Source organism: Lysinibacillus sp. GW823-FHT02G10 (genome assembly GCF_058797135.1).
Genome location: NZ_JBXAJI010000004.1, coordinates 174,879 through 199,874, shown reverse-complemented (window position 1 = coordinate 199,874; position 24,996 = coordinate 174,879). Strand labels below are relative to the sequence as shown.

22 protein-coding genes are annotated in these 24,996 nt (G+C 38.5%); 15 read left to right on the top strand and 7 right to left on the bottom strand.

From position 1 onward, the window contains the following. Window positions 1-88 precede the first annotated feature (88 nt). The 7 genes from gap to AC1RFD_RS14940 all read left to right on the top strand — a co-directional run bounded on the left by gap (window position 89) and on the right by AC1RFD_RS14940 (window position 7,620). Window positions 89-1,105, top strand: a complete 1,017-nt coding sequence (gap, locus tag AC1RFD_RS14970) for a type I glyceraldehyde-3-phosphate dehydrogenase (RefSeq protein WP_004228061.1) — start codon at window positions 89-91, stop codon at window positions 1,103-1,105. Window positions 1,106-1,647: 542 nt separating this feature from the next. After that, window positions 1,648-2,832, top strand: a complete 1,185-nt coding sequence (locus AC1RFD_RS14965) for a phosphoglycerate kinase (RefSeq protein ID WP_026023505.1) — start codon at window positions 1,648-1,650, stop codon at window positions 2,830-2,832. A gap of 19 nt (window positions 2,833-2,851) precedes the next feature. Next, on the top strand, window positions 2,852-3,613 hold the full coding sequence (gene tpiA / locus AC1RFD_RS14960) for a triose-phosphate isomerase (RefSeq protein ID WP_048390882.1): 762 nt from the start codon (window positions 2,852-2,854) through the stop codon (window positions 3,611-3,613). Further along, a complete protein-coding gene (gene gpmI, locus AC1RFD_RS14955) occupies window positions 3,606-5,147 on the top strand; it encodes a 2,3-bisphosphoglycerate-independent phosphoglycerate mutase (protein WP_490761794.1) in 1,542 nt (513 codons plus the stop codon). The genes tpiA and gpmI overlap by 8 nt, the downstream gene beginning before the upstream one ends. 2 nt (window positions 5,148-5,149) lie before the next feature. Further along, on the top strand, window positions 5,150-6,442 hold the full coding sequence (gene eno / locus AC1RFD_RS14950; protein WP_048390885.1) for a phosphopyruvate hydratase: 1,293 nt from the start codon (window positions 5,150-5,152) through the stop codon (window positions 6,440-6,442). A gap of 316 nt (window positions 6,443-6,758) precedes the next feature. Further along, window positions 6,759-7,289 carry a DUF6241 domain-containing protein gene (locus AC1RFD_RS14945; RefSeq protein WP_066037095.1) on the top strand — a complete coding sequence of 177 codons (531 nt, stop codon included), beginning with the start codon at window positions 6,759-6,761 and terminating at the stop codon, window positions 7,287-7,289. A gap of 166 nt (window positions 7,290-7,455) precedes the next feature. Then, window positions 7,456-7,620: a hypothetical protein gene (locus tag AC1RFD_RS14940; protein ID WP_492475029.1), complete on the top strand. Its 165-nt coding sequence runs from the start codon at window positions 7,456-7,458 to the stop codon at window positions 7,618-7,620. 91 nt (window positions 7,621-7,711) lie between these two features. Here AC1RFD_RS14940 and dltD read toward each other — a convergent pair whose 3' ends face one another. The 7 genes from dltD to AC1RFD_RS14905 form a co-directional block, all read right to left on the bottom strand. Beyond that, entirely contained in the window at window positions 7,712-8,887 is a 1,176-nt protein-coding gene (gene dltD, locus AC1RFD_RS14935) for a D-alanyl-lipoteichoic acid biosynthesis protein DltD (RefSeq protein WP_048390889.1), read from the bottom strand. Continuing rightward, window positions 8,884-9,117 carry a D-alanine--poly(phosphoribitol) ligase subunit 2 gene (gene dltC / locus AC1RFD_RS14930; RefSeq protein ID WP_016994756.1) on the bottom strand — a complete coding sequence of 78 codons (234 nt, stop codon included), beginning with the start codon at window positions 9,115-9,117 and terminating at the stop codon, window positions 8,884-8,886. The genes dltD and dltC overlap by 4 nt, the downstream gene beginning before the upstream one ends. Before the next feature lie 42 nt (window positions 9,118-9,159). Next, complete coding sequence (gene dltB, locus AC1RFD_RS14925; protein WP_036078787.1) at window positions 9,160-10,323, bottom strand: D-alanyl-lipoteichoic acid biosynthesis protein DltB; 1,164 nt, start codon at window positions 10,321-10,323, stop codon at window positions 9,160-9,162. Next, window positions 10,320-11,795, bottom strand: coding sequence for a D-alanine--poly(phosphoribitol) ligase subunit DltA (gene dltA, locus AC1RFD_RS14920; RefSeq protein ID WP_492475028.1), 1,476 nt, complete (start codon window positions 11,793-11,795; stop codon window positions 10,320-10,322). The genes dltB and dltA overlap by 4 nt, the downstream gene beginning before the upstream one ends. A gap of 17 nt (window positions 11,796-11,812) precedes the next feature. Continuing rightward, window positions 11,813-11,950, bottom strand: a complete 138-nt coding sequence (locus tag AC1RFD_RS14915) for a teichoic acid D-Ala incorporation-associated protein DltX (protein WP_004228095.1) — start codon at window positions 11,948-11,950, stop codon at window positions 11,813-11,815. Between the two features lie 279 nt (window positions 11,951-12,229). Next, on the bottom strand, window positions 12,230-13,876 hold the full coding sequence (locus AC1RFD_RS14910) for an alkaline phosphatase (protein ID WP_492475027.1): 1,647 nt from the start codon (window positions 13,874-13,876) through the stop codon (window positions 12,230-12,232). 148 nt (window positions 13,877-14,024) lie between these two features. Beyond that, entirely contained in the window at window positions 14,025-15,272 is a 1,248-nt protein-coding gene (locus AC1RFD_RS14905; protein ID WP_492475026.1) for a transglutaminase domain-containing protein, read from the bottom strand. Between the two features lie 205 nt (window positions 15,273-15,477). On the opposite strand from AC1RFD_RS14905, the gene secG reads away from it, so the two are divergent. From secG to AC1RFD_RS14865, 8 genes are all read left to right on the top strand, one after another. Beyond that, window positions 15,478-15,705, top strand: a complete 228-nt coding sequence (gene secG, locus AC1RFD_RS14900) for a preprotein translocase subunit SecG (RefSeq protein WP_004228101.1) — start codon at window positions 15,478-15,480, stop codon at window positions 15,703-15,705. Window positions 15,706-15,893: 188 nt separating this feature from the next. Then, window positions 15,894-16,640: an alpha/beta hydrolase gene (locus AC1RFD_RS14895; RefSeq protein WP_004228103.1), complete on the top strand. Its 747-nt coding sequence runs from the start codon at window positions 15,894-15,896 to the stop codon at window positions 16,638-16,640. Between the two features lie 37 nt (window positions 16,641-16,677). Next, window positions 16,678-19,149 (top strand): ribonuclease R, encoded by a 2,472-nt coding sequence (rnr, locus tag AC1RFD_RS14890; RefSeq protein ID WP_054549540.1) that lies wholly within the window; start codon window positions 16,678-16,680, stop codon window positions 19,147-19,149. 71 nt (window positions 19,150-19,220) lie between these two features. Continuing rightward, on the top strand, window positions 19,221-19,685 hold the full coding sequence (smpB, locus tag AC1RFD_RS14885) for an SsrA-binding protein SmpB (protein ID WP_054549539.1): 465 nt from the start codon (window positions 19,221-19,223) through the stop codon (window positions 19,683-19,685). A gap of 229 nt (window positions 19,686-19,914) precedes the next feature. Beyond that, a complete protein-coding gene (locus AC1RFD_RS14880; RefSeq protein WP_492475025.1) occupies window positions 19,915-21,330 on the top strand; it encodes an FAD-binding oxidoreductase in 1,416 nt (471 codons plus the stop codon). Further along, the gene (locus tag AC1RFD_RS14875) at window positions 21,317-22,657 is read left to right on the top strand and encodes a (Fe-S)-binding protein (RefSeq protein ID WP_259949782.1); all 1,341 of its coding nucleotides are present in this window, start codon (window positions 21,317-21,319) and stop codon (window positions 22,655-22,657) included. The genes AC1RFD_RS14880 and AC1RFD_RS14875 overlap by 14 nt, the downstream gene beginning before the upstream one ends. 45 nt (window positions 22,658-22,702) lie before the next feature. Then, a complete protein-coding gene (locus AC1RFD_RS14870; protein WP_054549536.1) occupies window positions 22,703-23,803 on the top strand; it encodes a CdaR family transcriptional regulator in 1,101 nt (366 codons plus the stop codon). 163 nt (window positions 23,804-23,966) lie between these two features. Continuing rightward, window positions 23,967-24,992, top strand: coding sequence for a DctP family TRAP transporter solute-binding subunit (locus AC1RFD_RS14865; protein WP_054549535.1), 1,026 nt, complete (start codon window positions 23,967-23,969; stop codon window positions 24,990-24,992). Window positions 24,993-24,996 lie beyond the last annotated feature (4 nt).

Genomic DNA, 24,996 nt, shown 5'->3' with positions numbered 1-24,996 from the left:
GCTAAAGCATTTTTTGAATGAGCATAAAGTAAATTTTGATGTCTCTATTCATAGAGACAGACATCACACATTATTGGAGGAATTAACAATGGCATTAAAATTAGCGATTAATGGATTTGGACGTATTGGACGTTTAGTATTTCGTGAGGCAATGAAGCATGATGAATTTGAAGTAGTAGCCGTAAACGACTTAACAGATGCTGGTCAGCTTGCGCACTTATTGAAATATGATTCAGTACACGGTATCTATGATGCTGAAGTCAATGCAGATGAAGATTCTTTCGTAGTAAATGGTCAACGTGTAAAAGTATATGCTGAAAAAGATCCTGCCCAATTACCATGGGGCGAATTAGGCGTAGATGTAGTGCTTGAATGTACTGGTCGATTCCGTTCAATGGAAGAAGTAGGCAAGCATATTGAAGCAGGGGCGAAAAAAGCGATTCTATCGGCACCAGCAAAAGGCGCAATGCCTACATTTGTTATGGGTGTAAACCATGAGGATTATAACCCAGCAACTGATGATGTGATCTCCAATGCTTCTTGTACAACTAACTGTCTAGCACCAGTAGCTAAAGTGCTTGATGAGAAATTTGGCATTGAACGTGGTATGATGACAACAATTCACTCTTATACAAATGACCAACGAATTCTAGACTTCCCACACTCTGACCCTCGTCGTGCACGTGCTGGAGCGGTGTCTATGATTCCAACAACAACAGGTGCAGCAGTAGCTGTATCAAAAGTATTACCACAATTAAAAGGTAAGCTAGATGGTTTCTCTATGCGTGTGCCAACACCTAACGTATCATGTGTTGACTTAGTTGTAGAGCTAAAAGCAGATGTATCAAAAGAAACAATTAATGCAGCATTAAAAGAAGCTTCTGAAAATGAATTAAAAGGCATTTTAGATTACAATGAGCTACCATTGGTATCAATTGATTATAACGGTAACCATTATTCTTCTACGGTAGATGGCCTTTCAACAATGGTGTTAGAAAACAAAATGGTGAAAGTTTTAGCTTGGTATGATAACGAAATTGGTTACTCTACTCGCTTAATGGACCTAGCTTTATACATTGCTGAACAAGGCTTAAACCATAAATAAGTATCATATTTCGACATTTTGAGTAAAAAGTGTGACATATTACTGCTTTTTATGCACAAAAAGTATAGCCTTTATAATATCGAATAGATATAATATACAAGGGTATTGGGAGTAAGGGATAACCCTTACTCCTTTTTTTCTAGATTCAGCAGAAAACCCCACCTCTATAGGTAATGAGATGATTACACAAATGACTCTCTTGATTCATTGGTGTTCAATCACCGACTGAATCAAGATAAAAGCCTCAGCGAATGTCACAGATTTTGAAGAGGAATGTTTCGAGCAAGTTCAAAAAAATCTGGACGCAATTACGCTGAGGCGTAATTGATACATGTTGATTGCAAGACATAACAGTTAACTTTTGCTACTATAAAAACAAGTATTAGGGTTCATTATCAAAAGTTGGAGAATCATACTTACACGAGATAGTGACGCTGAAAAATTACCAAAATGACTATTCAATTTAGTAAGCATGGTGTAGAGCCAAGATGGGTAAAACACAAGGGTGTAAGACTAAAACAAACTTTGAAGGGAGTTTCTTCATGTTAAATAAGAAAACAATGAAAGATATTGATGTTAAGGGTCAACGCGTTTTTGTACGTGTAGATTTTAATGTACCAATGGCAGACGGTGCTATTACCGATGAGACGCGTATTCGTGCAGCTATTCCTACAATTGAGTATTTAGTAGAGCAGGGTGCTAAAGTTATTCTAGCTTCTCACTTAGGTCGTCCAAAAGGTGAAGTAAAAGAGGATATGCGTTTAACGGCTGTTGGCATTCGCTTAGCGGAATTAATGGGCAAGCCTGTTACGAAGCTTGATGAATCCATTGGGCAAGCGGTGGAAGAAGCCGTTGCAAACATGCAAGATGGAGATATTCTACTGCTTGAAAATGTACGCTTCCATGCTGGTGAAGAGAAAAATGATCCTACATTAGCACAGCAATTTGCTCAGCTAGCAGATATTTATGTTAATGATGCTTTTGGTGCAGCCCACCGAGCTCATGCTTCTACAGAAGGAATTGCTAAGCATATTCCAGCTGTATCTGGATTCTTAATGCAAAAGGAATTAGATGTACTAGGTAAGGCATTGTCTAACCCTGAGCATCCGTTTACAGCCATTATTGGTGGTGCCAAAGTAAAAGATAAAATTGGTGTTATTGAAAGCCTTTTAGAAAAAGTAGATCACTTAATTATCGGTGGTGGTTTATCCTTTACATTTATTAAGGCACAAGGCCACGATATCGGTAAATCATTGCTAGAGGAAGATAAAATTGAGCTAGCAAAGTCCTTTATTGAGAAGGCAAAAGCAAAAGGTGTGCAATTACATATGCCAGTCGATGCTGTTGTGGCAAATGAATTTTCACAGGATGCTGAAACACAAATCGTTGATGTAGATGCTATTCCAGCTGATTGGATGGGTCTAGATATTGGACCTAAAACGGCTGCAAACTATGCAGAAGTTATCAAAAACTCTAAATTAATCATTTGGAATGGACCAATGGGTGTCTTTGAAATGGACAAATTTGCAAACGGCACAAAAACAGTTGCTGATGCAATGGCAACAACAGCTGGCTACACAGTAATCGGTGGCGGTGATTCAGCTGCAGCAGTTGAAAAATTTGAAGTAGCAGATAAGATGGATCACATTTCTACAGGTGGTGGTGCTTCCTTAGAATTAATGGAAGGCAAAGAGCTTCCAGGGATTGTAGCACTAAACGATAAATAAGCTAATCGGAGGCAAAATGATGCGTAAACCAATTATTGCAGGTAACTGGAAAATGTTTAAAACATTTGAAGAGGCTATTCAGTTTGTAGATGCTGTACAAGAAAAACTTCCTTCCAATGACAAAGTAGATGCTGTTATTTGCGCACCAGCTCTTTACCTACCTACACTTGTGCAAGTTGCTAGTGAGTCAGAGCTGGCAATTGGTGCACAAACTATGCACTATGAAAATGAAGGTGCTTTTACGGGTGAAATTAGTCCAGCACAGCTAGCAAGTGTGGATGTTGACTATGTCATTTTAGGACACTCTGAACGTCGCGAATACTACAATGAAACAGATGAAGCGATTAATAAGAAGGTAGCAGCAGCACTTGCACATACTATCGTACCTATTATTTGCTGTGGCGAAACACTAGAAGAACGTGAAGCAGGCACAACAGAGCAAAAAGTGGCTGGTCAAATTAAAGCGGCACTTGCTGGGTTTGAAGCACAGCAAGTTGAGCATATGGTCATTGCGTATGAACCGATTTGGGCGATTGGTACCGGTAAAACGGCTACGGCAGACGATGCAAATCAAGTATGCGGAGCGATTCGAGCAGTAGTAGAAGAGCTATATAATGCTGAAACTGCGAATGCTGTGCGCATTCAATATGGTGGCAGTGTTAAGCCTGATAACATACAGGAGCTTTTATCTAAAGAACATATTGATGGTGCTTTAGTTGGTGGAGCAAGCTTACAACCAGAATCTTATTTAACATTATTGGAGGCGGCAGCAAATGCCTAAAAAGCCAGTAGCATTAATTATTTTAGATGGCTTTGCATTTCGAGATGAAACATTCGGGAATGCAGTAGCACAGGCGAATAAACCAAATTTTGATCGATATTGGCATCAATTTCCTCATGCGACATTAACAGCTGCAGGAGAAGCCGTTGGATTACCTGAAGGACAGATGGGGAATTCTGAGGTGGGGCACTTAAATATTGGTGCAGGACGTATCGTCTATCAAAGCTTAACACGCTTAAATAAATCTATTCGTGATGGAGATTTCTTTACGAATCAAGCCTTTTTAGATGCAGTAGCACATGTGAAAGCTCATCAGTCAAAGCTACATGTTATGGGCTTATTATCAGACGGTGGTGTTCATAGTCATTATGAGCATATGTTTGCACTATTAAAGCTAGCTAAACAGCAAGGGTTAGAGGAAGTTTATGTACATGGCTTCTTAGATGGTCGTGATGTTGGTCCAACAACAGCATTAGACTATATCGAAGAAACGGAAATGCAAATGGCTGAAATAGGCATAGGGCAATTTGCTTCTATTCATGGACGTTACTATGCAATGGATCGCGATAAACGTTGGGATCGTGTGGCACTGACTTACAATGTACTGGTGGATGGCGTCGGTCAAACAGCAGAAAGTGCTAAAAGTGGTGTAGCAGCATCCTATGAGCGTGAGGTAACAGATGAATTTGTCATCCCATTTAGCATTCAAGAGCATGGTGAGCCAGTAGCAACAATTGGCGATCATGATGCAGTGATTTTCTTTAACTTCCGTCCCGATCGTGCCATTCAGCTATCAACAGTTTTTACAAATGAAGCATTCGATGGCTTTGCTATATCTGCAAATCATCCAAAGAATTTAAAATTTGTGTCCTTCACACACTATAGTGATGAAGTCAACGCACAGGTTGCTTATGAAAATGACAACTTGAAAAATACAATTGGTGAAGTATTAGCGACGAATGGGAAAACACAGTTGCGGATTGCGGAAACTGAAAAATATCCACATGTTACATTCTTTATGAGTGGTGGACGTGAGGAAAAATTCCCTGGTGAAGAACGTATTTTAATTGCTTCTCCAAAGGTGGCGACATACGATTTAAAACCTGAAATGTCTGCCTATGAGGTGACAGAAGCCTTACTTGCAGAAATTGCGGCTGAAAAATTTGATGGCATTATTCTTAACTTTGCCAACCCTGATATGGTTGGTCATAGTGGAATGCTGGAGCCAACAATTAAAGCCATTGAAGCAGTAGATGAATGCTTAGGGAAAGTAGTAGACGCACTCCTTGCAAAAGGTGGTGCAGCTATTATTACAGCTGACCATGGCAACTCTGATGAAGTGTTAACTTTAGCAGGTGAGCCAATGACAGCTCATACAACAAATCCTGTTCCAGTAATTGTGACAAAACCAAATATAATGTTAAGAAATGGTGGTATTTTAGCCGATTTAGCGCCAACCATGTTAGAATTATTAGAGGTGTCACAGCCTACTGAAATGACAGGACAATCATTAATTGAAAAAGAGGAGAATTAATTATGCCATTTATTACACAAGTTTATGCGCGCGAAGTTTTAGACTCACGTGGGAACCCAACAGTAGAGGTTGAAGTATTTACAGAATCAGGCGCATTTGGCCGCGCAATCGTACCATCAGGTGCATCAACAGGTGAATACGAAGCGGTAGAATTACGCGATGGTGACAAATCTCGTTACCTAGGCAAAGGTGTATTAAAAGCAGTTGAAAATGTAAACACAATTATTGCGGAAGAATTAGAAGGTAACTATTCTGTTCTTGATCAAGTAGTCATCGACAAAGCTTTAATCGAGCTAGATGGCACGGAAAACAAAGGCAAGCTTGGTGCCAACGCAATTCTAGGTGTATCCATGGCAGTTGCACATGCTGCGGCAGATTATTTAGATGTACCTCTTTATCAATATCTGGGTGGGTTCAATTCTAAGCAATTACCAGTACCAATGATGAACATCCTAAACGGTGGTGCTCACGCTGATAACAATGTAGACATTCAGGAATTCATGGTTATGCCTGTTGGTGCAGAATCATTCCGTCATGCATTACGTATTGGCGCGGAGATCTTCCATAGCCTAAAAGCTGTTCTAAAAGCAAAAGGCTACAACACAGCAGTAGGTGATGAAGGTGGTTTTGCACCAAACCTAGGCTCTAACGAAGAAGCAATTACAGTGATCTTAGAAGCGATTGAAAAAGCAGGCTACAAACCAGGTGACGAAGTGAAACTTGCAATGGACGTAGCATCCTCTGAACTATTCAATAAAGAAGATGGCAAATACCACTTAGATGGTGAAGGTGTTGTCAAAACTTCTGAGGAAATGGTGGATTGGTACGAAGAGTTAACAAATAAATACCCAATCATTTCAATTGAAGATGGCTTAGACGAAAACGACTGGGCTGGACACAAGCTATTAACAGACCGTATCGGCAATCGTGTACAATTAGTAGGTGATGACCTATTTGTAACAAATACGAAAAAATTATCAGCAGGTATTGAGCAAGGCGTAGGAAATGCAATTCTGATCAAAGTAAACCAAATCGGTACGTTAACTGAAACATTTGAAGCGATCGAAATGGCGAAACGTGCAGGCTACACAGCGGTTATTTCTCACCGTTCTGGTGAATCAGAAGATGCGACAATTGCTGATATCGCTGTTGCAACAAATGCTGGTCAAATTAAAACAGGTGCTCCATCACGTACAGACCGTGTAGCTAAATACAACCAACTTCTTCGCATCGAAGATCAACTTGGTTCAACAGCAGAGTATCTTGGTTTAAATTCATTCTATAACTTAAAATAAGTATTTGATTGAAGAGAAAATACTTTGAACTTAGTAATACACAGCTTTTATATTTGAACCATGTTGTACATTTAGGCAATACTTATGTATTGCTTAAACCTCTGATTTATAAGTGTAATAAAACACTTGTAGATTGGGGGTTTTTTATTTGCTTATCTAATTACAGAGTAAGCTTATTCAATTAGAACAACCGAAAGCGGCGGACATTAAGTATCTAACCATTGAAACCTATTACAACATTCTGTTATTATTTAACCTAATTAACTAATATCAACCATATTTACATAATGATAAAAAATTACTGAGGGGTAATAACATGAAGAGAAAAACCAAATCGGTTATTAGTATCATTGTAATATTAATTATTTTCGGTGGAGCATTTAGTTACATCAAATTCACTGAGCATATGAATAAATCTACTCCCGAGGAAGAAAAAACAATCGCTGGATATGTTGAAGTAACTTCTAAGGATGGAACTGTTCTAAAAAAAGAAAATGAATTATATCCAGATGACCTAATAGAACACAAAATGAACGAAACCATTCATAGTATGTCTCATCAGAAGGTTGAAGCGGAAATAAAATGGGGTCACGAGCAAATAACACAAGAAAAGGTTGACCGATTGTTAGCTATAGCCAAAGAAAGCAATTATAAATATAAAGAGCTTTACATTTCAATATTGGAAAGATGGTCGAAGGGTGATTTTTCAAATGCAGTTGACGACCACAATTCCATATGGGAAATGCAAGGTGGCGATGAAGAAGCTTCAGGGAAAGCAATTCGTCTATTAACTCCATCTGAAGAGCAAGCTTATATTCAACACAATTTAGAATATGACTTATATTGAATACCATTTTGCGAAAGATAAATAGGCGAATTTCAAAAAATGCCTCAAAGTTAATTCAAACTTTGAGGCATTTTAACATATAAAAAAGATTAACGTGAAGCGGCATGAGCAGGCCAATACGGTACAGGTTTCAACATCGTAGCGCTAGAGGTAAGGAAGCTTTCTAGTGAGACAGCTACAGCAAGCAACAGAACAAATTGTAACCTCACTTAAAACGATCACGAGTAATATTCAAGCACTTATGGAAAGCATGGAGCAAATTGAAGCAGCCTCTAATGATCAGGCAGAGCAGGTTCAACAATTTAGTGAAGCTATTGAAAAACCTGAATGAGATATAAGTGAGCAAATGGCACTTTACATAAAAGGTCTCTTACGATAATAAGAAAAGACAGTCTACTAATATTAGACTGTCCTGACTATTGTTATGGCTGTGACCAATGCTGATCTAGTTCTTGATCGAGATAGACCCAGCCCTTCCAGGCAATATGAATCGTATCCATAATAAAGTAAGGATCATATTCATGATCTGAAAAATCAACATAGGCAACATTTGCATCCTTTAATACTTGCTCCATTTTATCGTAATACTTTTGACGACGTTCCTCAGGATAGCCATTATAATCATACCAATAGCCATTAACTGGAATGGAGACGAATAGTGGTTTGGCACCTGCATCCTTTAAAACATCGATAACTAGTTGGAAATCCTCATATTCAGGAGAGTTTGTATAATCCTCTTTTTTTCGTATATCTTTAAACTTTGAAAATTTAGCATTTACAAGTCGCTGATAGGCGCGATCTTCAATCATATAGTCGTTGGATACACGCTTCTCCCCATATGCCTCTGCATGCTGCAATTGTTGCTCAAAGCTTTGATTGGCAATGAGCTTGTCATTACTTTTTAATGCATGACCTTTACGTGGGAAAAGGGAATAATATAAATCCTTCTTTTCTAGTAACTCCTTGTGGAAACGCCCCGCGACCATGGCCATACGTCCAGTAATTGGTTTTTCCTTGCCGTTAGACATTTGATATTGGTACATGGTCTTTAAGAGGCGATCTCGTTTGACAGTATCAAATTCAAGTAGGCGCTCCATAGCTCTTTTACGAAGGTTGGCATCCATCTCCTGATTAAAGGCTAAATCATAAGCATGTAACATGGAATAATTCGGTGAAAAGTGAAATTCACCCATGCCCTTCTCTGTAAACCACTGCGGGGAGATGATAAAGACCACTTTTTTATCCTTTAAATTCTTTTCTTGTGCTGCGAAATTCAAGAAGTGGGTAATGGACTGCATGCCTCCACGCCCAATCATAAATGTCGAATACGGAGCATCAGTTGCTCGCGTATAATTGTATGGATGGAACGGATCAAAACGGTTTAATTCCGAGGAGCCATAAAGTGGCATGGAACTAGGCTCCTGCAACATTCGCTCCTGTAAATAGGTTCCCTGAAATACAAGTGGAGACATGTTCGTTTTGGCTTGCTCCACATCCTCATTGGATATCCATGCTTTAATCCAAGCATTAGGAAAAAAGACAAAGCCAGTAAAAAGAGCAAATGCAATAAATAAAGAAAGAAAGCCTTTTTTGATCATTGTCTTTCAGCTAATTTCCCTGCAATTCGATTAGGCGTATTCCATTCTTCACGATTGAAATCAGTAATAGGGACAGAAATATTAAAACGATTTTCAATTTCAACCAATAAATTAATTGTCCCAAACGAATCTAGTAAACCTTCTTCAAATAAATCAATATCTGGGTTTTCTACAATAATTTCATCTTCACATAACTCGACTAGCATTTCTAAAACTTGTTGTTGATCCATTAATAATTCTCCTTTAGTGAACAGGCTCTTATAGCCCTTTGTTTAAAATAATGTGCCAGAAAAAATATAGAAGCCAAAGCATACAGCATGAAACGTAATGATTACGCCAATAGCATGCGTCCATTTATTTTTTGGCCAACGCTTATGCTTTTTATTCCAGCGTTCAAATTTATCAAAGCTGATAATCAATAGGGCATGATAGAGTCCATAGACCACAAAGTGCCATTCCAGACCATGCCAAATACCCATTAAAAAGAATAGTAAAAAGAAGCCTATATACGAAATAGCAAATTTATTTTTTAGCCATTTTTTCTTTGTCATCCAAAGGACAAAGCGCATATAGACATAATCCCTAAACCAGAAGGAAAGGCTCATATGCCAACGATTCCAAAAATCTTTAATATTGCGGCTGGCGAAAGGGCGATTAAAGTTAATCGGTGTTTGGATACCCATTATCCGGCTCACACCAACAGCAAATGCACTGTAGCCAGCGAAATCAAAGAATAAGTAAAAGCTATACATATACATATACGCTAGCTGTCCCTGAAAGGGTGTCAAATAGTTATACGTATGGTTAGGTAAATAAATAAGCGTGTAGTTGTAAATTAAATAAGCCAAAATAAACTTATATAAAAAGCCAACAAAAATATAGTTAATGCCACTCAATAGCAGCTTTTGGTAATCCTCCGAGGAAGGTACGGTATGAAAATCCTTTGTAAAACGACGCCAACGATCAATAGGTCCCGATGATACGGTAGGAAAGAATAATAAGAAATAGACTAGCTCTACTACCGAAATTTTCTCTTTCATCAAGCCATCACGAGTTTCTAAAATCATTTGCACCGCTTTAAACGTAATGTAGGATACACCTAGGAAGCCAAATACATGATGTAACCCGAGAATCGGCAAAACCTTCACAAGAATCAGGGGTAATATGGATAAAAGCACTGCTATTATAAAAATGGTTCCACTATTTTGCTGAAGTCGGTAACGCTGATAAGCCACAATAAGTACTACCTGAAAGACAGTAAATAATACGAGCGAGATGGTCCCATTCATTGAATGTCCGAAGATTAATGCTAAGACAATGACCGAAACAAAAAGATTATAGCGTTTCGAAGATTTGCCTCGTAACCCTAGGAGGATGGTAGGTAGTAATAAAAGTCCGATGATCACAAAAAATGCTATATTTCCATAAGGCGTCATACTGTCTCCATAACCGCCAATCCTTTACGATCTACCTTACCATTTGGATTTAGTGGTAAAGCGTCCATATATTTAAACGTTTTCGGTATCATATAGGCAGGTAAGTACGCCGATAAAAGTGCCTTCAATTGCTTTGTTGTTTTAAAAGCAGCGTCTGTTAATGGCTCACGTAAAACAATATGGGCACTAAGAGAAATGATTTCCTTCTCTTTATAAACAGGTACAACAACACAACTTGAAACAGGTGGCAGGTTATTGATTTGTTTTTCAATCTCTTCAATCTCTAAACGATAGCCATGTAATTTCACTTGGAAATCCTTACGACCTGAAAAGAACAAATAACCATCCTGCTCATAGCCTATATCACCCGTTTGATAGATGCGATCGCCATCCACGATCGAGAAAGCCTTCGCTGTTAATTCAGGCGCTCCCAAATACCCTGCGCTAACGGTTGGCCCTGAAATAATAATTTCTCCATCTTCTGCTACAGAAACGTTTGGCTCCGTTATAGGGGCAATTGGTAATTGTTCGAAGTGTGCTGCTAGCTCTTTTGTTACTTTTACATAGGATACAGCGACGGTTGTTTCTGTAGGACCATATAAATTATAAATTGTTGCCTGTGGAAAACGAAGCATTAACTCGTTACATACCGCTATCGGTAAAACCTCTCCGCAAAATAAAAAAGTATCCAATGCAGGCATGAGTTTTTGATCCCATTCTTTGTTCATCAAACACATCTTGGCAAAGGAAGGTGTAGAAGTCCATACACGAGTATTTGACATCGCTAATGAATCAAACAATACTTTTGGATTAGCAATTTCTTGCTGTGTAATCGCATAAAGCGTGTGTCCACCAACAAGAGCTGGGTAGAGATCCATAACAGATAAATCAAAGGAATAAGGTGCTTGATTTAAAAATACGCCTTCTTGCTGTAAAGGGAAGTGCTCCTGCATCCATCTAACAAAGTGTGTTAGATTACTAGCTGTAATTTGCACCCCTTTTGGTTGACCTGTTGAACCAGAAGTGTAAATAATATAATGGATATCCTCATCTCGAACCCATGTTGCGGATGATAGGATCACGTCCTTTGAGGAGGCATCCAGAATATCATGCACTGCCATAACTGGCAGGTTCAACTGCATCTGTAATAGCTCTGTTGTCAATACTAAACCTGCTCCAGAAGCTTCTGTAATGAGCTGTAATCTTTCTGATGGTGTTGACAAATCAACAGGCACATATGGATGGCCAGCTTTTACAGCTCCGATAAACGCAACAATTTGTAAGGGGGACATATGTCCATAAATGACAATAGGCTGTTGTCTCCGCAACTTAAGCTTCATTAAATAATCGGCAAGACGATCTGATAATTGCCAAAGCTCACTATAAGTTAAGGAGGCATTGTGTGTCTGATAAGCAGTTTTTTGTGGCTGCTGGAGGGCCACACGTTCAATAGCTGCCAAAATACTTAACATATTTTAATCTCCTTTATTTAAAATTCCGTATATATAAATGGTCCGGCGTTCATATCATGGAAGCCATGTATAAGAAACAACAGTACCAAAACAATCAAATAAAACAACGTGAAGCCAATGAAGCGTAGATACTCATTATTTTTGATGGATTGCATTTGTCCACCTCCAATGAAAAAAAGTATAGGATTAAATTTTCAAAAAATAGTAATTTACTAGTTAAAAATCCTTACCTTATGTTTTTAACACTGATTTGACGGAATGTGGAGAAAAATGTTGCTGAATTAAGATGAATTCAGTAAATCATAAGATTAATTTAAGGTAAATTTAAGGTTTTGGGGGGATATATAGAGTTTACAAATTATTGGCTGGTTTAGTTATGTAAAAAAAGCACGAACATAAGGGAATAATCTCAACTTATGTTCGCGCTATTATTTTTATTTCACTTCATTAATAACTTTTTTAGATACATAAAATTCAGAGCCATTGTAGACATTGATTGTATCAAATGTATGAGTCTTTGCCGTGTTTGTTGAAGTTTGTTCATAGATCATCGTGTTTTTATTGACTGGAATTTTCACTGTAATATCTGCTTTTTGTGCAATAAATGTTGGGTTTTCTTTATTCGATAAGTCAATTTTTGTTGTAAATCCTTTTTCCGTAAATGCCTTCGTTGCAGGCACATATAAATCATTTGTTAATGTGTTTAAGTCAAAGCCCATAAAGCGTGCCATTGTATGGGCTAAATCAGTGTTTTCTACTAATCCTGTCAATTTAGAAGGACCAAATGAATATAAGAATACATCTTCACCCGTATGGCCACCTGTTGTATAACCAATGTTTGCACGATTGGCTAGCATTTTTACCATTTCATTGCCTAAGTCTTTAGCAGACTGTAATGTTTTAAGTTCGTCCTCCGTTAATGAATCTAAGCCATAAAGAGCAGCGACCTCAACTAAATTCGAGCGATCTTCTTTTAGTTGGCTTAAAGCTCCTTCAATGGTCATTGTAGCTTTTTTTAACGGGTCGATGTACGCAGAGACTGGAATGCTGGAATAGGTACTAGTTGTGTTAGCGTTCCCCATCGTAATGCCACTATTTCCATGATCAGTTACTGCGATGACTAAAGTATTACCATCTTCCTTCGCAAAATCAACCGCTTCTTTCACTGCATCATCAAATGATAAAATATCGCTAATGATACCAATAGTATCGTTGGCATGTGCAGCCCAGTCAACCTTACTACCTTCTACAAAGAGGAAGAAGCCATCCTCATCCTTTTTCAGCGTATTGATTGCTTTATTTGTCATTTCAGCAAGTGTAGGCTCAGATGCTCTTGTTTTGGCACGATCTAAATCATAAGCAAGTGCACTTGACGCAAAGCTTCCCCAAATTTTTGAGGATTGACTATTAAATAGCTCATCGCGCGTTTTAACGAGATCATAATTTTTTTCATTCAAAACCTTGATTAAATCCTCGCCATCTTGACGAGCGTTTTTCGTTGTGCCTGGTGAGAGTGATTCCAGTCCACCACCTAAGACAACATCAATATTTTGGTAAACCTGCTGCTCTGCTATATCACCATATTGACTTCTATTGTTGACATGGGCAGAAAAACCAGCTGGTGTAGCATGTTGAATTTCGGAAGTAGAAATTAATCCAGTGGCCTTACCTTGCTGCTTAGCTCCTTCTAGCACATTGGCTACAGGTCGGAAGGCATCTTCCTTAGCGATTTGCGTTAATCCAGGGGAGTTGATCACAGAGGGCAGCACACCTATATATTTATCGTTCGATTTATGCCCAGTTGCTAATGCTGTCGCAGCAGGCGCGGAATCGGTAATGGCAGATTCAGCAGAATATGTGCGCATAGCACCCGATAAAATTTCATCCATTGCTAGGCTTTCACCTTTATACCAGCGAGAAAGGGTGACAGCATTATTACTGCTACCATCCATCACAAGCATAATGACATTTGTCGGTTTCTTTACTTCGGCTGCATGTACCTCTTGCTGTGGGATACTAACTGCGGATAAAGTCACTGCACTTGCTAAGAACAATGAAGTCCATTTTTTTGCGTATTTCATGATTTTCCTCCTTTAGGTGAATTCAATTGTAAGTGTAAAGGAATGGTGTAAAGCTAGCGTTAAAGGTTTGTTAATGGGATATGGTAATTATGTAAATATTGGGGAAGGAAAGAATCTGTGTAAAAGTCACACAGATTCTTTTGGGGCATTACAAATTTTCCTGATGTTGTGCGCCATCAATTGTTTCATAATATAAAATGTCTTCTTCAATGTACAAATTGAGGACTTCATCTTCAAGTAAGACTTCTTCCGAACCGTCCTGGACATTAATTTTTGTTAAATAACCAGCATTGTCATAGTCACTGCAATAAATGAAATCATCATAAGTAGCTAAATAATAGCATGCCGTTTCTGTAATTTGATTGTTTTCATTTGTGTCTAAATTATAGGAATAGACCATATTATCATTGATACTATTATAATAAATCACATCATCCACAGTACTGGCATACCACATATCATGCATAAAATCATAATTGTTATTTGTAGCAGTAAAATAATTTTCATTTACCCATAAATGATCTTGGCTTAGTTTTTCATCACTGACTAAAAAGTATTCATAGGAAATCGCATAAGGCTCCGCTGAATCCACATCATTCCACGTTGTATCAAGATGATACCAATTGCCATCGATACTGACTAAATTCCAAGCATGCAGCTGATCCTCACTATAGCCATATACGTATTTAGCTTCTACATTCGATGCTAATAGTAGGCGATAAGCTAGTAGAGCATAGGCTTGACATACCGCAGTTTCCTCGTCTATCAGCTCAAAAACCGTTTGTCCCTCAGTAGAGCCTTGTTCTGTATAAGTGGCTAACTGTACAACCGTATCATTAATGATTTTAGTACGTTCAAAATCTGTCATATCTGTCGTAATATACTGGTCAGCAAAAGCCTCTACATATTGATCGACCTTTTGCTCCTTTTTGGCATCTGTTAAGTAATCAATCGACAACTCTACCAAATAGCCATCCTCGGTTTCCCAAGCCGTCCATTCATATGTAAGAAAATAACCAGCTGTATAGGGATCAACGAAAGAAAGCAGGCTATTTAAGTCATTCAGCTGCACCTCAAAATCTTCGAAGTTTAGCTTCCCGGTATAAGGGACTTCAAAGTGCTGTTCAAACTTTGCTACTTGTTTTTCGACTTTTTTAGTGAATTGTAGTAAGGCAGGATCATCCTTAAATAATGAGGTTGAAAAAAGATCATTAGGTGAAAAAGAGGCAGATAACGCTTTACTTTCTGGCTTCTTCATATCATTCTCTGTTTCTTCTGCTAAGGTCGTAGTTGTTACATCCTCTTCCTCAAGAAGTAGGTCAATGGCCTTTGAGCATGCAGTAAGAAACGGAATCATGCAGCATAGCACAAGCAGCGCTGCTATTTTTTTATTCATTTTCCCACCCTCCAAAAAAATTCATTTTTGCCATTATAGTTTAAATTATAGGGAGTGACATCCACAAATAGTAGCATAAGTCGACAAGGATGGAAGCATGAGGCGGAAAATTTCCAGCAAAACATAAAGCGAAGTTTGTCATCGTAACCTTTTTTTGTTATAATGTAGTCTGTTGTGATGTTTCAAAGTTCGGGAGGTGCAGTGAATGCATACAGTAGTATTAGTTTCATTAGTTATCGTATCATTAGCGTTAATCGTTGTGGTATTACTTCAATCTAGTAAAAGTGCAGGCTTATCAGGTGCCATCTCGGGTGGAGCTGAGCAACTATTTGGAAAGCAAAAAGCACGTGGTATGGATTTAATCCTTCACCGTGCAACAATTGTGTTAGCTATAGTGTTCTTTTTATTAGCAATCGCTATTACAAAAATCTAATAGTTGAAGATATATCGCCTAACCGAATTGGTTGGGCGTTTTCTTTTATCATTGTTAAATGGTAAATTCTCTCTCTGGAGTAAAAAATGAATGGTAATGCAATAACCAATGTCATCCGCTGGGCATCATTGAGATGACGAGAATGGGTATAGTATGTATAAGTGTTTTAGAATGAAGGAGTGCTTACAGTGAACAAATCATTATCACAGCCATTTTTCTTTCAGGCAGGACCACGTGCTGTTTTATTATTACACGGCTTCACAGGAAGCTCTGCAGACGTACGAATGCTTGGTAGATTTTTAGAGAAAAAAGGGTATACTACATTAGCACCTCACTATAAAGGTCACGGTGTGGAACCAGAAGAACTAATCACAACAGGTCCAGCAGACTGGTGGCAGGATGTTATTGCCGCCTACAAACAGTTACAGGATGCTGGCTATCAGGAAATAGCCGTTGCTGGCCTTTCATTAGGCGGTGTTATGGCATTAAACGTTGCATTAAATAATCCTGTTAAAGGAATTGTGACAATGTGTGCCCCTATGACAATGCGTACAACCGACGTTATGTTTGAGGGTGTCTTGAAATATGCAAGGGACTATAAAAAGTTCCAAGGGAAACAGGAAGAGCAAATTGAAGCTGAAGTTGCAAGCATTGCTGACAAAGGCATGCCATCTCTACAGCAGCTACGAGAATTTATAGCTCGCACTCGTCAAGAAATTGACATGATTTACGCGCCTATTTTCGTCGTACAAGCTACAAATGATGAAGTAATAGAGACAGAATCTGCCAACATTATATATAATCAAACTGAGTCACTTGAAAAGCACATCAAGTGGTATGAAAACTCAAAACATGTTATTACATTAGATCAAGAAAAAGATCAATTACATGAGGACATTTATCGCTTTTTAGAAAGCCTAAATTGGGCACAATAATTATAAATAGGATTTTCTCATGAAGGAGGGAATATGTATGAAAGATCAAAAAGATACACTACAAAGTCGTTTACTCGATTTTTTCAGCAAAGATGATTATAAACCACTAACCGTCGGTGAAATCGAGGATGAATTCGGCTTTGAGGATGCGGAGGAGTTCAAGGAGCTTGTGAAAACACTTGTCCGCATGGAAGGGCAAGGCTTAGTTGTACGCTCTCGCTCCAATCGCTATGGCCTACCAGAGCGTATGAATTTGCTAAGAGGTAAATTTATCGGACATGCGAAGGGCTTTGGCTTCGTGACACCTGATGTCGAGGGCATGGATGATGTGTTCATTCCGCCGCATGAAATTAACGGTGCCATTAACGGAGACATCGTTCTGATTCGTGTTTTAAAGGAATCATTTGGTGATCGACGTGAGGGTACGGTTACAAAGGTCGTTGAGCGCGGTCAAACAAGCTTTGTCGGCACATTTCAGGCTAACCGTGGCTTCGGCTTTGTTGTCCTAGACGATAAAAAGCTACCAATGGATATCTTTATTGCCAAAGGAGATACATTAGGAGCTGTCGATGGACATAAGGTTGTTGTTGAGGTAGCAACATGGCCAGAGGATTTAAAATCCGCTACAGGCTATATTACAAAAATTTTAGGGCATAAAAATGATCCAGGTGTGGACATTTTATCCATTTTATATAAGCATGACATTCCACCTGAATTCCCAGATGAAGTCATTGCTGCTGCACAGCGCGTGCCCGATGAAATTACCGAGGCCGATTTAGTAGGTCGTCGTGATTTACGTCATGAAACGATTGTGACAATTGATGGGGCAGATGCAAAGGATTTAGATGATGCAGTAACCGTAACGAAAAATGTAGATGGTACGTATAAGCTTGGCGTACATATTGCAGACGTAAGTTATTATGTAACACAAGGCTCAGTCATTGACATTGAAGCTTACGATCGTGCGACAAGTGTTTATTTAACAGACCGTGTCATTCCAATGATTCCACATCGTTTATCAAACGGCATTTGTTCATTAAATCCACAGGTTGACCGTTTAACACTATCCTGTGAAATGATTATTGATGCGAATGGTAATGTGGTTGCACACGAAATTTTCCAAAGTGTCATTAAAACGACTGAGCGTATGACGTATAAGGACGTTTACAAGATTTTAGAGGAGCAGGATGAGGCACTAATTGAACGCTATGAGCCACTTGTTCCAATGTTTAAAAACATGGCTGAGCTATCTGGTATTTTACGCCGTAAACGCGAAATGCGAGGAGCTATTGACTTTGACTTCAAAGAATCCAAGGTGATCGTAAACGAAGAAGGATGGCCCGTTGATATTGAATTACGTGAACGAACAGTAGCGGAGAAATTAATTGAAGATTTCATGCTAGCTGCCAATGAAACAGTGGCAGAGCACTTCCACTGGATGAATGTACCGTTTCTATACCGTATTCACGAAGATCCAAAGCCTGAAAAGCTTCAACGCTTCTTTGAATTTGTCACGAATTTCGGGATTTTAATTAAAGGTACTGGTAATACCGTTCATCCTAAGGCATTACAGGATGTTTTGAAGGCAATTGAAGGTATGCCAGAGGAGCCTGTTATCTCAACGATGCTCCTACGTTCAATGCAGCAGGCGAAGTACTACCCAGAAAGTCTTGGACACTTTGGCTTATCAACGGATTTCTATACACACTTCACATCACCAATTCGTCGTTATCCTGACTTAGTTGTACACCGTTTAATTCGTACGTATTTAATTAACAAGGATACTTCGAGAGAAACCATTGCACAGTGGAGTATGGCAATGGATGAAATTGCTGACCACACATCTGAGCGTGAACGTCGTGCAGTTGATGCAGAACGTGATACAGACGCACTGAAAAAAGCACAATATATGTCCGACAAAATTGGCGAAGAATTCGAAGGAATTGTTTCATCCATTACAAACTTCGGTATTTTCGTGGAGCTACCAAACACCATCGAAGGACTTGTCCATATTAGTAATATGACTGATGATTACTACCGCTTCGATGATCGTCAAATGATTATGATCGGGGAACGAACAAATCGCCAATTCCGTATTGGGGATGAAGTGACAGTTCGTGTGGCAAATGTCATTATTGAGGAGTCATCCATTGACTTTGAAATCGTTGGAATGGTAACTTCATATGGACGAACACGCAAAGCAGCACCAACTGTTATTCATGCACGTAAAAATTACAGCGATAACAAAGGTGGACGCAGTCGCCGAAGCACACGCAATGATGAGGAAAAAGGCGGACGTGGTGGCAATCGTAGAGGCGGCCGTCAAGAGGATGATCGTGGAACTCGTAGCTCATCAAAGCAAGGTGAACGACGCGAAAGTGACCGTGATCCACGTGGACGCCGCAAAGATGACTCAAGCCCAGGTCCAAAAAAACGCGTGAAGCAAAAGCAAAAGTTCTATGAGGGCATTGCCAAAAAAGGCAAAAAGAAAAAAACAAAACGTAAATAAGCCTAAGCGAAAGTATCCATTGAAAGGGTGCTTTTGCTTAAGCTCAACCTTTTAAGTAGAGGGTGAAAGATATGGCAAAAGGTTCTGGTAAAGTATTAGCACAAAACAAAAAAGCAGGCCACGACTACTTCATCGAAGAAACAATCGAAGCAGGCATGGTCCTAACAGGTACAGAAATCAAATCCATCCGTGCAGGCAAAGTTCAACTGAAAGACTCCTTTGTCCGCGTCCGCAATGGCGAAGCATGGATCAACAATATGCACGTTAGCGCCTTTGAACAAGGCAACCGCTTCAATCACGATCCACTACGCACCCGCAAGCTGCTGCTCCACAAAAAGCAAATCGGCGAGCTAGTCGGTGCCGTAAAACGTGATGGCTACACAATCGTTCCACTGAAAATGTACATCAAGGATGGCTACGCCAAGCTTCTAATCGGCATTGGTAAAGGGAAAAAAGACTACGACAAGCGCAGCGACATGCGCAAAAAAGAAGCCAAACGCGAGATGGAACGTGTCTTCAAGGAACGCCAGCGTTAAAAAGGCAGATGAGAAAGCAGGCAAGTGCCGAACTTTCTCATCTGTTTTTTTCTATATTGAAGCAAATTTGTTAGAAGCTGTTTGGATCTATCCAACAGCTTCTTTTTTTGGTCCTATAACACAAAAAAATTAAAATATAATCCCCTTTTTTATCTTCCAAGACATATGTTTAGAAAATTCAAACAATTAAAATTGTAGTAACTACATAATTCATTTCGAGGTGAGTCTTATGAATAAAACAGTTATCGAAAAAATTACGCACATTGTTGGTGAAAAATACATTAAAAACTCAACTGCACAGCTTTTAGCATATTCCTATGATGCAACGGCAAATTTTCAGCGCTTACCTGATCTTGTCATTTCACCAGGGAATGCAGAGGAAATTGCAGAGGTAACTAAAGTATGTAATGAATATAGAATTTCAATTATTCCGCGAGGTTCTGGAACAAATCTTGCAGCAGGAACGGTGCCTTACGATGGGGGCGTAGTGATTTTATTTAATAGAATGGATCAAATTTTAAATTTCGATAAGGAAAATTTAACGATTACAGTCCAGCCTGGCATTATATCTGAGAATCTTTGTACATTCGTCGAAGCACATGGTTTATTTTACCCTCCTGATCCAAGCTCCATGAGAATTTCTACGATTGGTGGCAATGTTAGTGAAAACTCAGGTGGCTTGCGTGGCTTAAAATATGGTGTAACAAAGGATTATGTCAAAGGTCTACAAGTTGTTTTACCAAACGGGGATATTTTAGAAACAGGTGGCAAACTAGCAAAGGACGTAGCGGGCTATGACCTCACATCATTATTTGTTGGAGCAGAGGGAACATTGGGTGTCGTAACAGCGATTACTTTAAAGCTTATTCCGTTGCCACAATATAAAATGACGAGCATCGCATACTTTGAATCCTTAGAGGATGCTGCGAGAACAGTCTCTAGTATTATTGCCAATAAAATCATTCCCGTAACGCTAGAATTTCTTGATAAAAAAACAATTAGCGCCGTCGAGCAATATATGAAAATTGGACTCTCAACAGATGTAGAAGCAATGCTATTACTTGAGCAGGATGGTGAAATGCATCAAGTAGAACAAGATGTCAAAGAAATGGTACGAATCGCTGAAGAAAGTGGAGCTCTCTTTACGCAAATTGCAAAAGATGCACAGGAAGCGGAGCAAATTAAAACAGCAAGACGTGTCGCATTATCAGCATTAGCAAAATTAAAACCGACAGTTATTTTAGAGGATGCCACAGTACCACGATCAGAGCTGGCCAAAATGGTGATGAGAATTAATGATATATCCGAAAAGTACAATGTCAATATTGCCACATTTGGTCATGCAGGGGATGGAAATTTGCATCCTACATGTTTAACAGACTTGCGAGATGAAGAGGAGATGCACCGTGTGGAAGCGGCATTTTCGGAAATTTTTGAGGCAGCACTGTCGCTAGGTGGCACGATTACAGGGGAGCACGGTGTAGGTGAAATGAAAGCACCTTATTTAGAATGGAAAATTGGTCCTATCGGTATCAATGTAATGAAAAACATTAAGCAAACTTTCGATCCTAACCATATTATGAATCCTGGCAAAGTCTTTGCTAAAGAAACGAAGAAAAGAGTGGTGGTACATGGTGGTAACTAACGTACAACAGCAAATGCAGCAATCCTTCCAGACACATGTCGATGAAAATCTATTGCTCGACTGTATGAGATGTGGCTTCTGTTTGCCAAGCTGTCCGACCTATCTTCACATGGAGCAGGATGAGGCACAATCACCACGTGGACGCATTGCCTTAATGAAGGCAGTACGTGACGGGATTGTACCTTTCGATGCATCTGTAGAACAATCATTCGATTTATGTTTAGGATGTCGCGCATGTGAGCCGGCATGTCCAGCTGGTGTACAGTATGGTGCTTTAATTGAGCAAACCCGTGAAGCCGTACAAGAAGTGAAGCAATCTTCCTTCGTAGAAAAAACAACAAGAAAAATTGTTTTCAATCATCTTTTCGTCAAGCAAAAAAATATGGAGCATGCAGTTAGTCTAGTGCATCTTTATCAAAAAACAGGTCTACAAAAAGCTGTACGGAAAATTGGCTTTTTAAATTTATTCCCAAAGCATTTAAAAACAATGGAGGCATCTTTACCTCCCGTAGCTAAAAAGGTACAGCCATTAAAGAAGGTAAAAACAGCTTCGATGAAGGTGGCCTTTTTTACAGGCTGTCTAATGGATACACTTTATAAGGAAACAAATGAAAAAACGGTGTCCTTGCTACAATTGCTTGGTGTTGATGTCGTTATTCCAGATAATCAAAGTTGCTGCGGAGCACTCCATGGACATAGTGGTGAACTAAAGCGTGGTAAGCAAAACTTAATTCGTAATGTAGAGTTATTTGATTCAGATGATTATACCTATATTGTTAATAACGCAGGTGGTTGTGGTGCTTTCTTAAAGGAATATGAAAAGCACTTACATAGTGATGAACGCTATCGTGAAAAAGCAGTTCGATTTTCAAAGAAGACAATTGATATTTCAAGTCTGCTTGTCAAAGCTGGGCTACTGGATTATTTAGCAACCTTGCCACAACAAGTAAACAAGACTCTTGTAACCTATCAGGATTCCTGCCATTTACGCAATGTTAATAAAATCTTCAATGAGCCAAGAATGATTTTACAGGCCCTACCGAATGTGCACTTTAAAGAGCTGCCAAATGCCAATACATGTTGTGGTTCAGCAGGAATATATAATTTATTGCAGCCTGCATCAGCAGATAATATTTTAACTACAAAAATGGCTACGATTAAGGCGCTACAGCCTACAGTGATTGTCACAGCCAATCCTGGTTGCTTGCTGCAAATTCAATCTGGTATCCATAAAGAAAATCTAGAAGCAAGCATGCAAGCCGCACATATTGTTGATTTTATCTACAAGAGCATAGAAAACTGTAGTAAAATAGCTAAAATATACTAAATTTTCGGCATAATCAGTATATTAATCTTTATGGGGGGTGGCACAATGTTTGATTTGCAAATAATTGGCACAAAAATTGTAAGAGAGCTTGGTGAGTTGATTGATCAAAATGTTGTTGTAATCGATCATAATGGATTTATTATTGCCAGCACAGACATGTCGAGGATGAATCAATTTCATGAGGGTGCTTTAATAGCCATGAAAAACAAAGAAGTCATGCATATGACGAAGGAACTGTCGGTTCAATTGAAGGGTGTGCGTGAGGGTCTTGTCATGCCATTAGTTATTGAAGATACATCAATCGGAGTAATTGGTGTTACTGGACAACCTGTGGAAATAGAAAAATACGGGAAGCTTGTTCAGAAAATTACACAGTTTTTTGTGGAAGATTTTTTAATGCACCGTAAAAAAGAACGAGAGACTAAAATGTTTGAGCTCTTCCTGCTAGATTTATTAAATGGTCAGGTAAATCAATTGTTGCTAGAGCAACGAGCAGAAATGTTAAATATTGATACAGAGCTCTACAATCGAATTATTATAATTCAATTGAATAGGAGAATCGATGAGAAGGGGGTGGATTATTTGCGTGCAATTCAAATAATCCATCCTCAATTACATATTTTTCAATGGAGCTTTGATAAGCTAGTGCTGCTTGTCCCCAAAATAACGCGTATTCATTTAGAGCAAACACTTCATTCATTTAACCGTAAACTGATAAAGCTATATGATGACGATATATTTATAGGCGTCGGCAACTCACATTCCTTCTTTGAGCTAAATGCATCCTATAATGAAGCAAATATAGCGTTAACGGTTGCTATAGAAAATAGACAAATAGTATTTGAAGAGGATTTGAAATTAGAGTTACTATTGTCCGACCTTGATGAACAAAAGGTTGGCCATTTCATCGGCAGAACAATTGGTTCTTTAATAGAGGAAGAAGAACTAATATACAATCTAGAAATGTGGCTAAAAAGTAAAGGAGGCTTACAGGAAATTGCTGATGCCCTTCATATTCATAAAAATACATTAAAATATCGCTTAAAAAAAATAGAAAAGCTTTTAAAGATTGATATTAATAATAATGAAAACAAACTGGAATTAATGATTGCTATTTTGCTGTTTCGAAAAAGAAAAAGCATCTAATTAAATACTTAAAAATGCTGTTATTTGTATGTTTTTTATTTATTAGAGACAAAAATCACTCAATTATCATGTAACTTTTTATCCCCTAAGAATATATATTTAGATTTTTCGGAATTATAAAATAATTATAGAATCTAATATAAAAAGAGTAGGGGGATATTTTATGAGGAAATTTTTAAAAGGGAGAAATCTTCTCTTGGCTATGCTCTTGATCGTATCAGCAATACTAGCTGCCTGTGGTGGTAGCAGTAGCGGGGATGCTGATGATAAAGAAAAGTCATATAAATTAAAAATGTCTGTCACAGTATCAGATTCATCAACATGGTATGAGGCAGCAAAAAAACTGGCAGATGATATGGATAAAGAAACAGATGGTCGCATTAAAATTGAAGTATTTACGAATGAACAATTATCTGGGGGAGATTCTGGTAAGGCTGTTGAAGGCTTAGCAAAGGGTTCAATTGATTTAACATTTAACTCTACGATTATTTATTCGATTTTAGATCAACGTTTTGGTGTGACAAGTGCACCTTTTTTACTTAAGGATCATTCAGAGGTAGATAAAGTGTTTAATGGAGAAGGGGGAGAAAAGCTTAAAGGACTTTTAGCTGAAAAGGGAGTACAAGCTTTAGGCTATGGAGAAAATGGTTTCCGTCAAATAACGAATAGTAAGCGTGAAATTAAGCTACCAGAAGATTTAAATGGATTAAAGATTCGTATACCTGGTATTACCATGTACACAGATTTATACCGTTCATTAGGAACAGATCCTGCAACAATGACATTCTCAGAAGTGTTTACAGCATTGCAGCAAGGAACGATTGATGGGCAAGAAAATCCTATTGATGTTATTGCTTCGTCAAAGCTAGATGAAGTTCAGGATTACTTAACATTGTGGAACTATTCATATGATCCATTAGTGTTAGGTATGAATAAAAAGCTATATGATTCTTTAAGTGATGCAGACCGTGAATTATTTGATCGACTAGGTAAAGAGGCAGCTGCATATCAAGTGAAAATTGCACGTGAAAAAGAAGCATCACAAATTGAAGATTTAAAAGGTAAAGGAATGAATGTTTATACGCCAACAGATGCAGAATTGGAAGCGTTTAAAAAAGCTGTTCAGCCTATTTATGATAAATACACAGATATTTGGGGAGAAGATTTACTGAAAGCGTTTACGCCATAAGGGG

Coding starts and splice junctions, on each gene's coding strand:
- gap (WP_004228061.1), top strand. CDS start 89: ATGGCATTAAAATTAGCGATTAATGGATTTGGACGTATTGGACGTTTA.
- AC1RFD_RS14965 (WP_026023505.1), top strand. CDS start 1,648: ATGTTAAATAAGAAAACAATGAAAGATATTGATGTTAAGGGTCAACGC.
- tpiA (WP_048390882.1), top strand. CDS start 2,852: ATGCGTAAACCAATTATTGCAGGTAACTGGAAAATGTTTAAAACATTT.
- gpmI (WP_490761794.1), top strand. CDS start 3,606: ATGCCTAAAAAGCCAGTAGCATTAATTATTTTAGATGGCTTTGCATTT.
- eno (WP_048390885.1), top strand. CDS start 5,150: ATGCCATTTATTACACAAGTTTATGCGCGCGAAGTTTTAGACTCACGT.
- AC1RFD_RS14945 (WP_066037095.1), top strand. CDS start 6,759: ATGAAGAGAAAAACCAAATCGGTTATTAGTATCATTGTAATATTAATT.
- dltD (WP_048390889.1), bottom strand. CDS start 8,887: ATGATCAAAAAAGGCTTTCTTTCTTTATTTATTGCATTTGCTCTTTTT.
- dltC (WP_016994756.1), bottom strand. CDS start 9,117: ATGGATCAACAACAAGTTTTAGAAATGCTAGTCGAGTTATGTGAAGAT.
- dltB (WP_036078787.1), bottom strand. CDS start 10,323: ATGACGCCTTATGGAAATATAGCATTTTTTGTGATCATCGGACTTTTA.
- dltA (WP_492475028.1), bottom strand. CDS start 11,795: ATGTTAAGTATTTTGGCAGCTATTGAACGTGTGGCCCTCCAGCAGCCA.
- AC1RFD_RS14915 (WP_004228095.1), bottom strand. CDS start 11,950: ATGCAATCCATCAAAAATAATGAGTATCTACGCTTCATTGGCTTCACG.
- AC1RFD_RS14910 (WP_492475027.1), bottom strand. CDS start 13,876: ATGAAATACGCAAAAAAATGGACTTCATTGTTCTTAGCAAGTGCAGTG.
- AC1RFD_RS14905 (WP_492475026.1), bottom strand. CDS start 15,272: ATGAATAAAAAAATAGCAGCGCTGCTTGTGCTATGCTGCATGATTCCG.
- secG (WP_004228101.1), top strand. CDS start 15,478: ATGCATACAGTAGTATTAGTTTCATTAGTTATCGTATCATTAGCGTTA.
- rnr (WP_054549540.1), top strand. CDS start 16,678: ATGAAAGATCAAAAAGATACACTACAAAGTCGTTTACTCGATTTTTTC.
- smpB (WP_054549539.1), top strand. CDS start 19,221: ATGGCAAAAGGTTCTGGTAAAGTATTAGCACAAAACAAAAAAGCAGGC.
- AC1RFD_RS14880 (WP_492475025.1), top strand. CDS start 19,915: ATGAATAAAACAGTTATCGAAAAAATTACGCACATTGTTGGTGAAAAA.
- AC1RFD_RS14875 (WP_259949782.1), top strand. CDS start 21,317: ATGGTGGTAACTAACGTACAACAGCAAATGCAGCAATCCTTCCAGACA.
- AC1RFD_RS14870 (WP_054549536.1), top strand. CDS start 22,703: ATGTTTGATTTGCAAATAATTGGCACAAAAATTGTAAGAGAGCTTGGT.
- AC1RFD_RS14865 (WP_054549535.1), top strand. CDS start 23,967: ATGAGGAAATTTTTAAAAGGGAGAAATCTTCTCTTGGCTATGCTCTTG.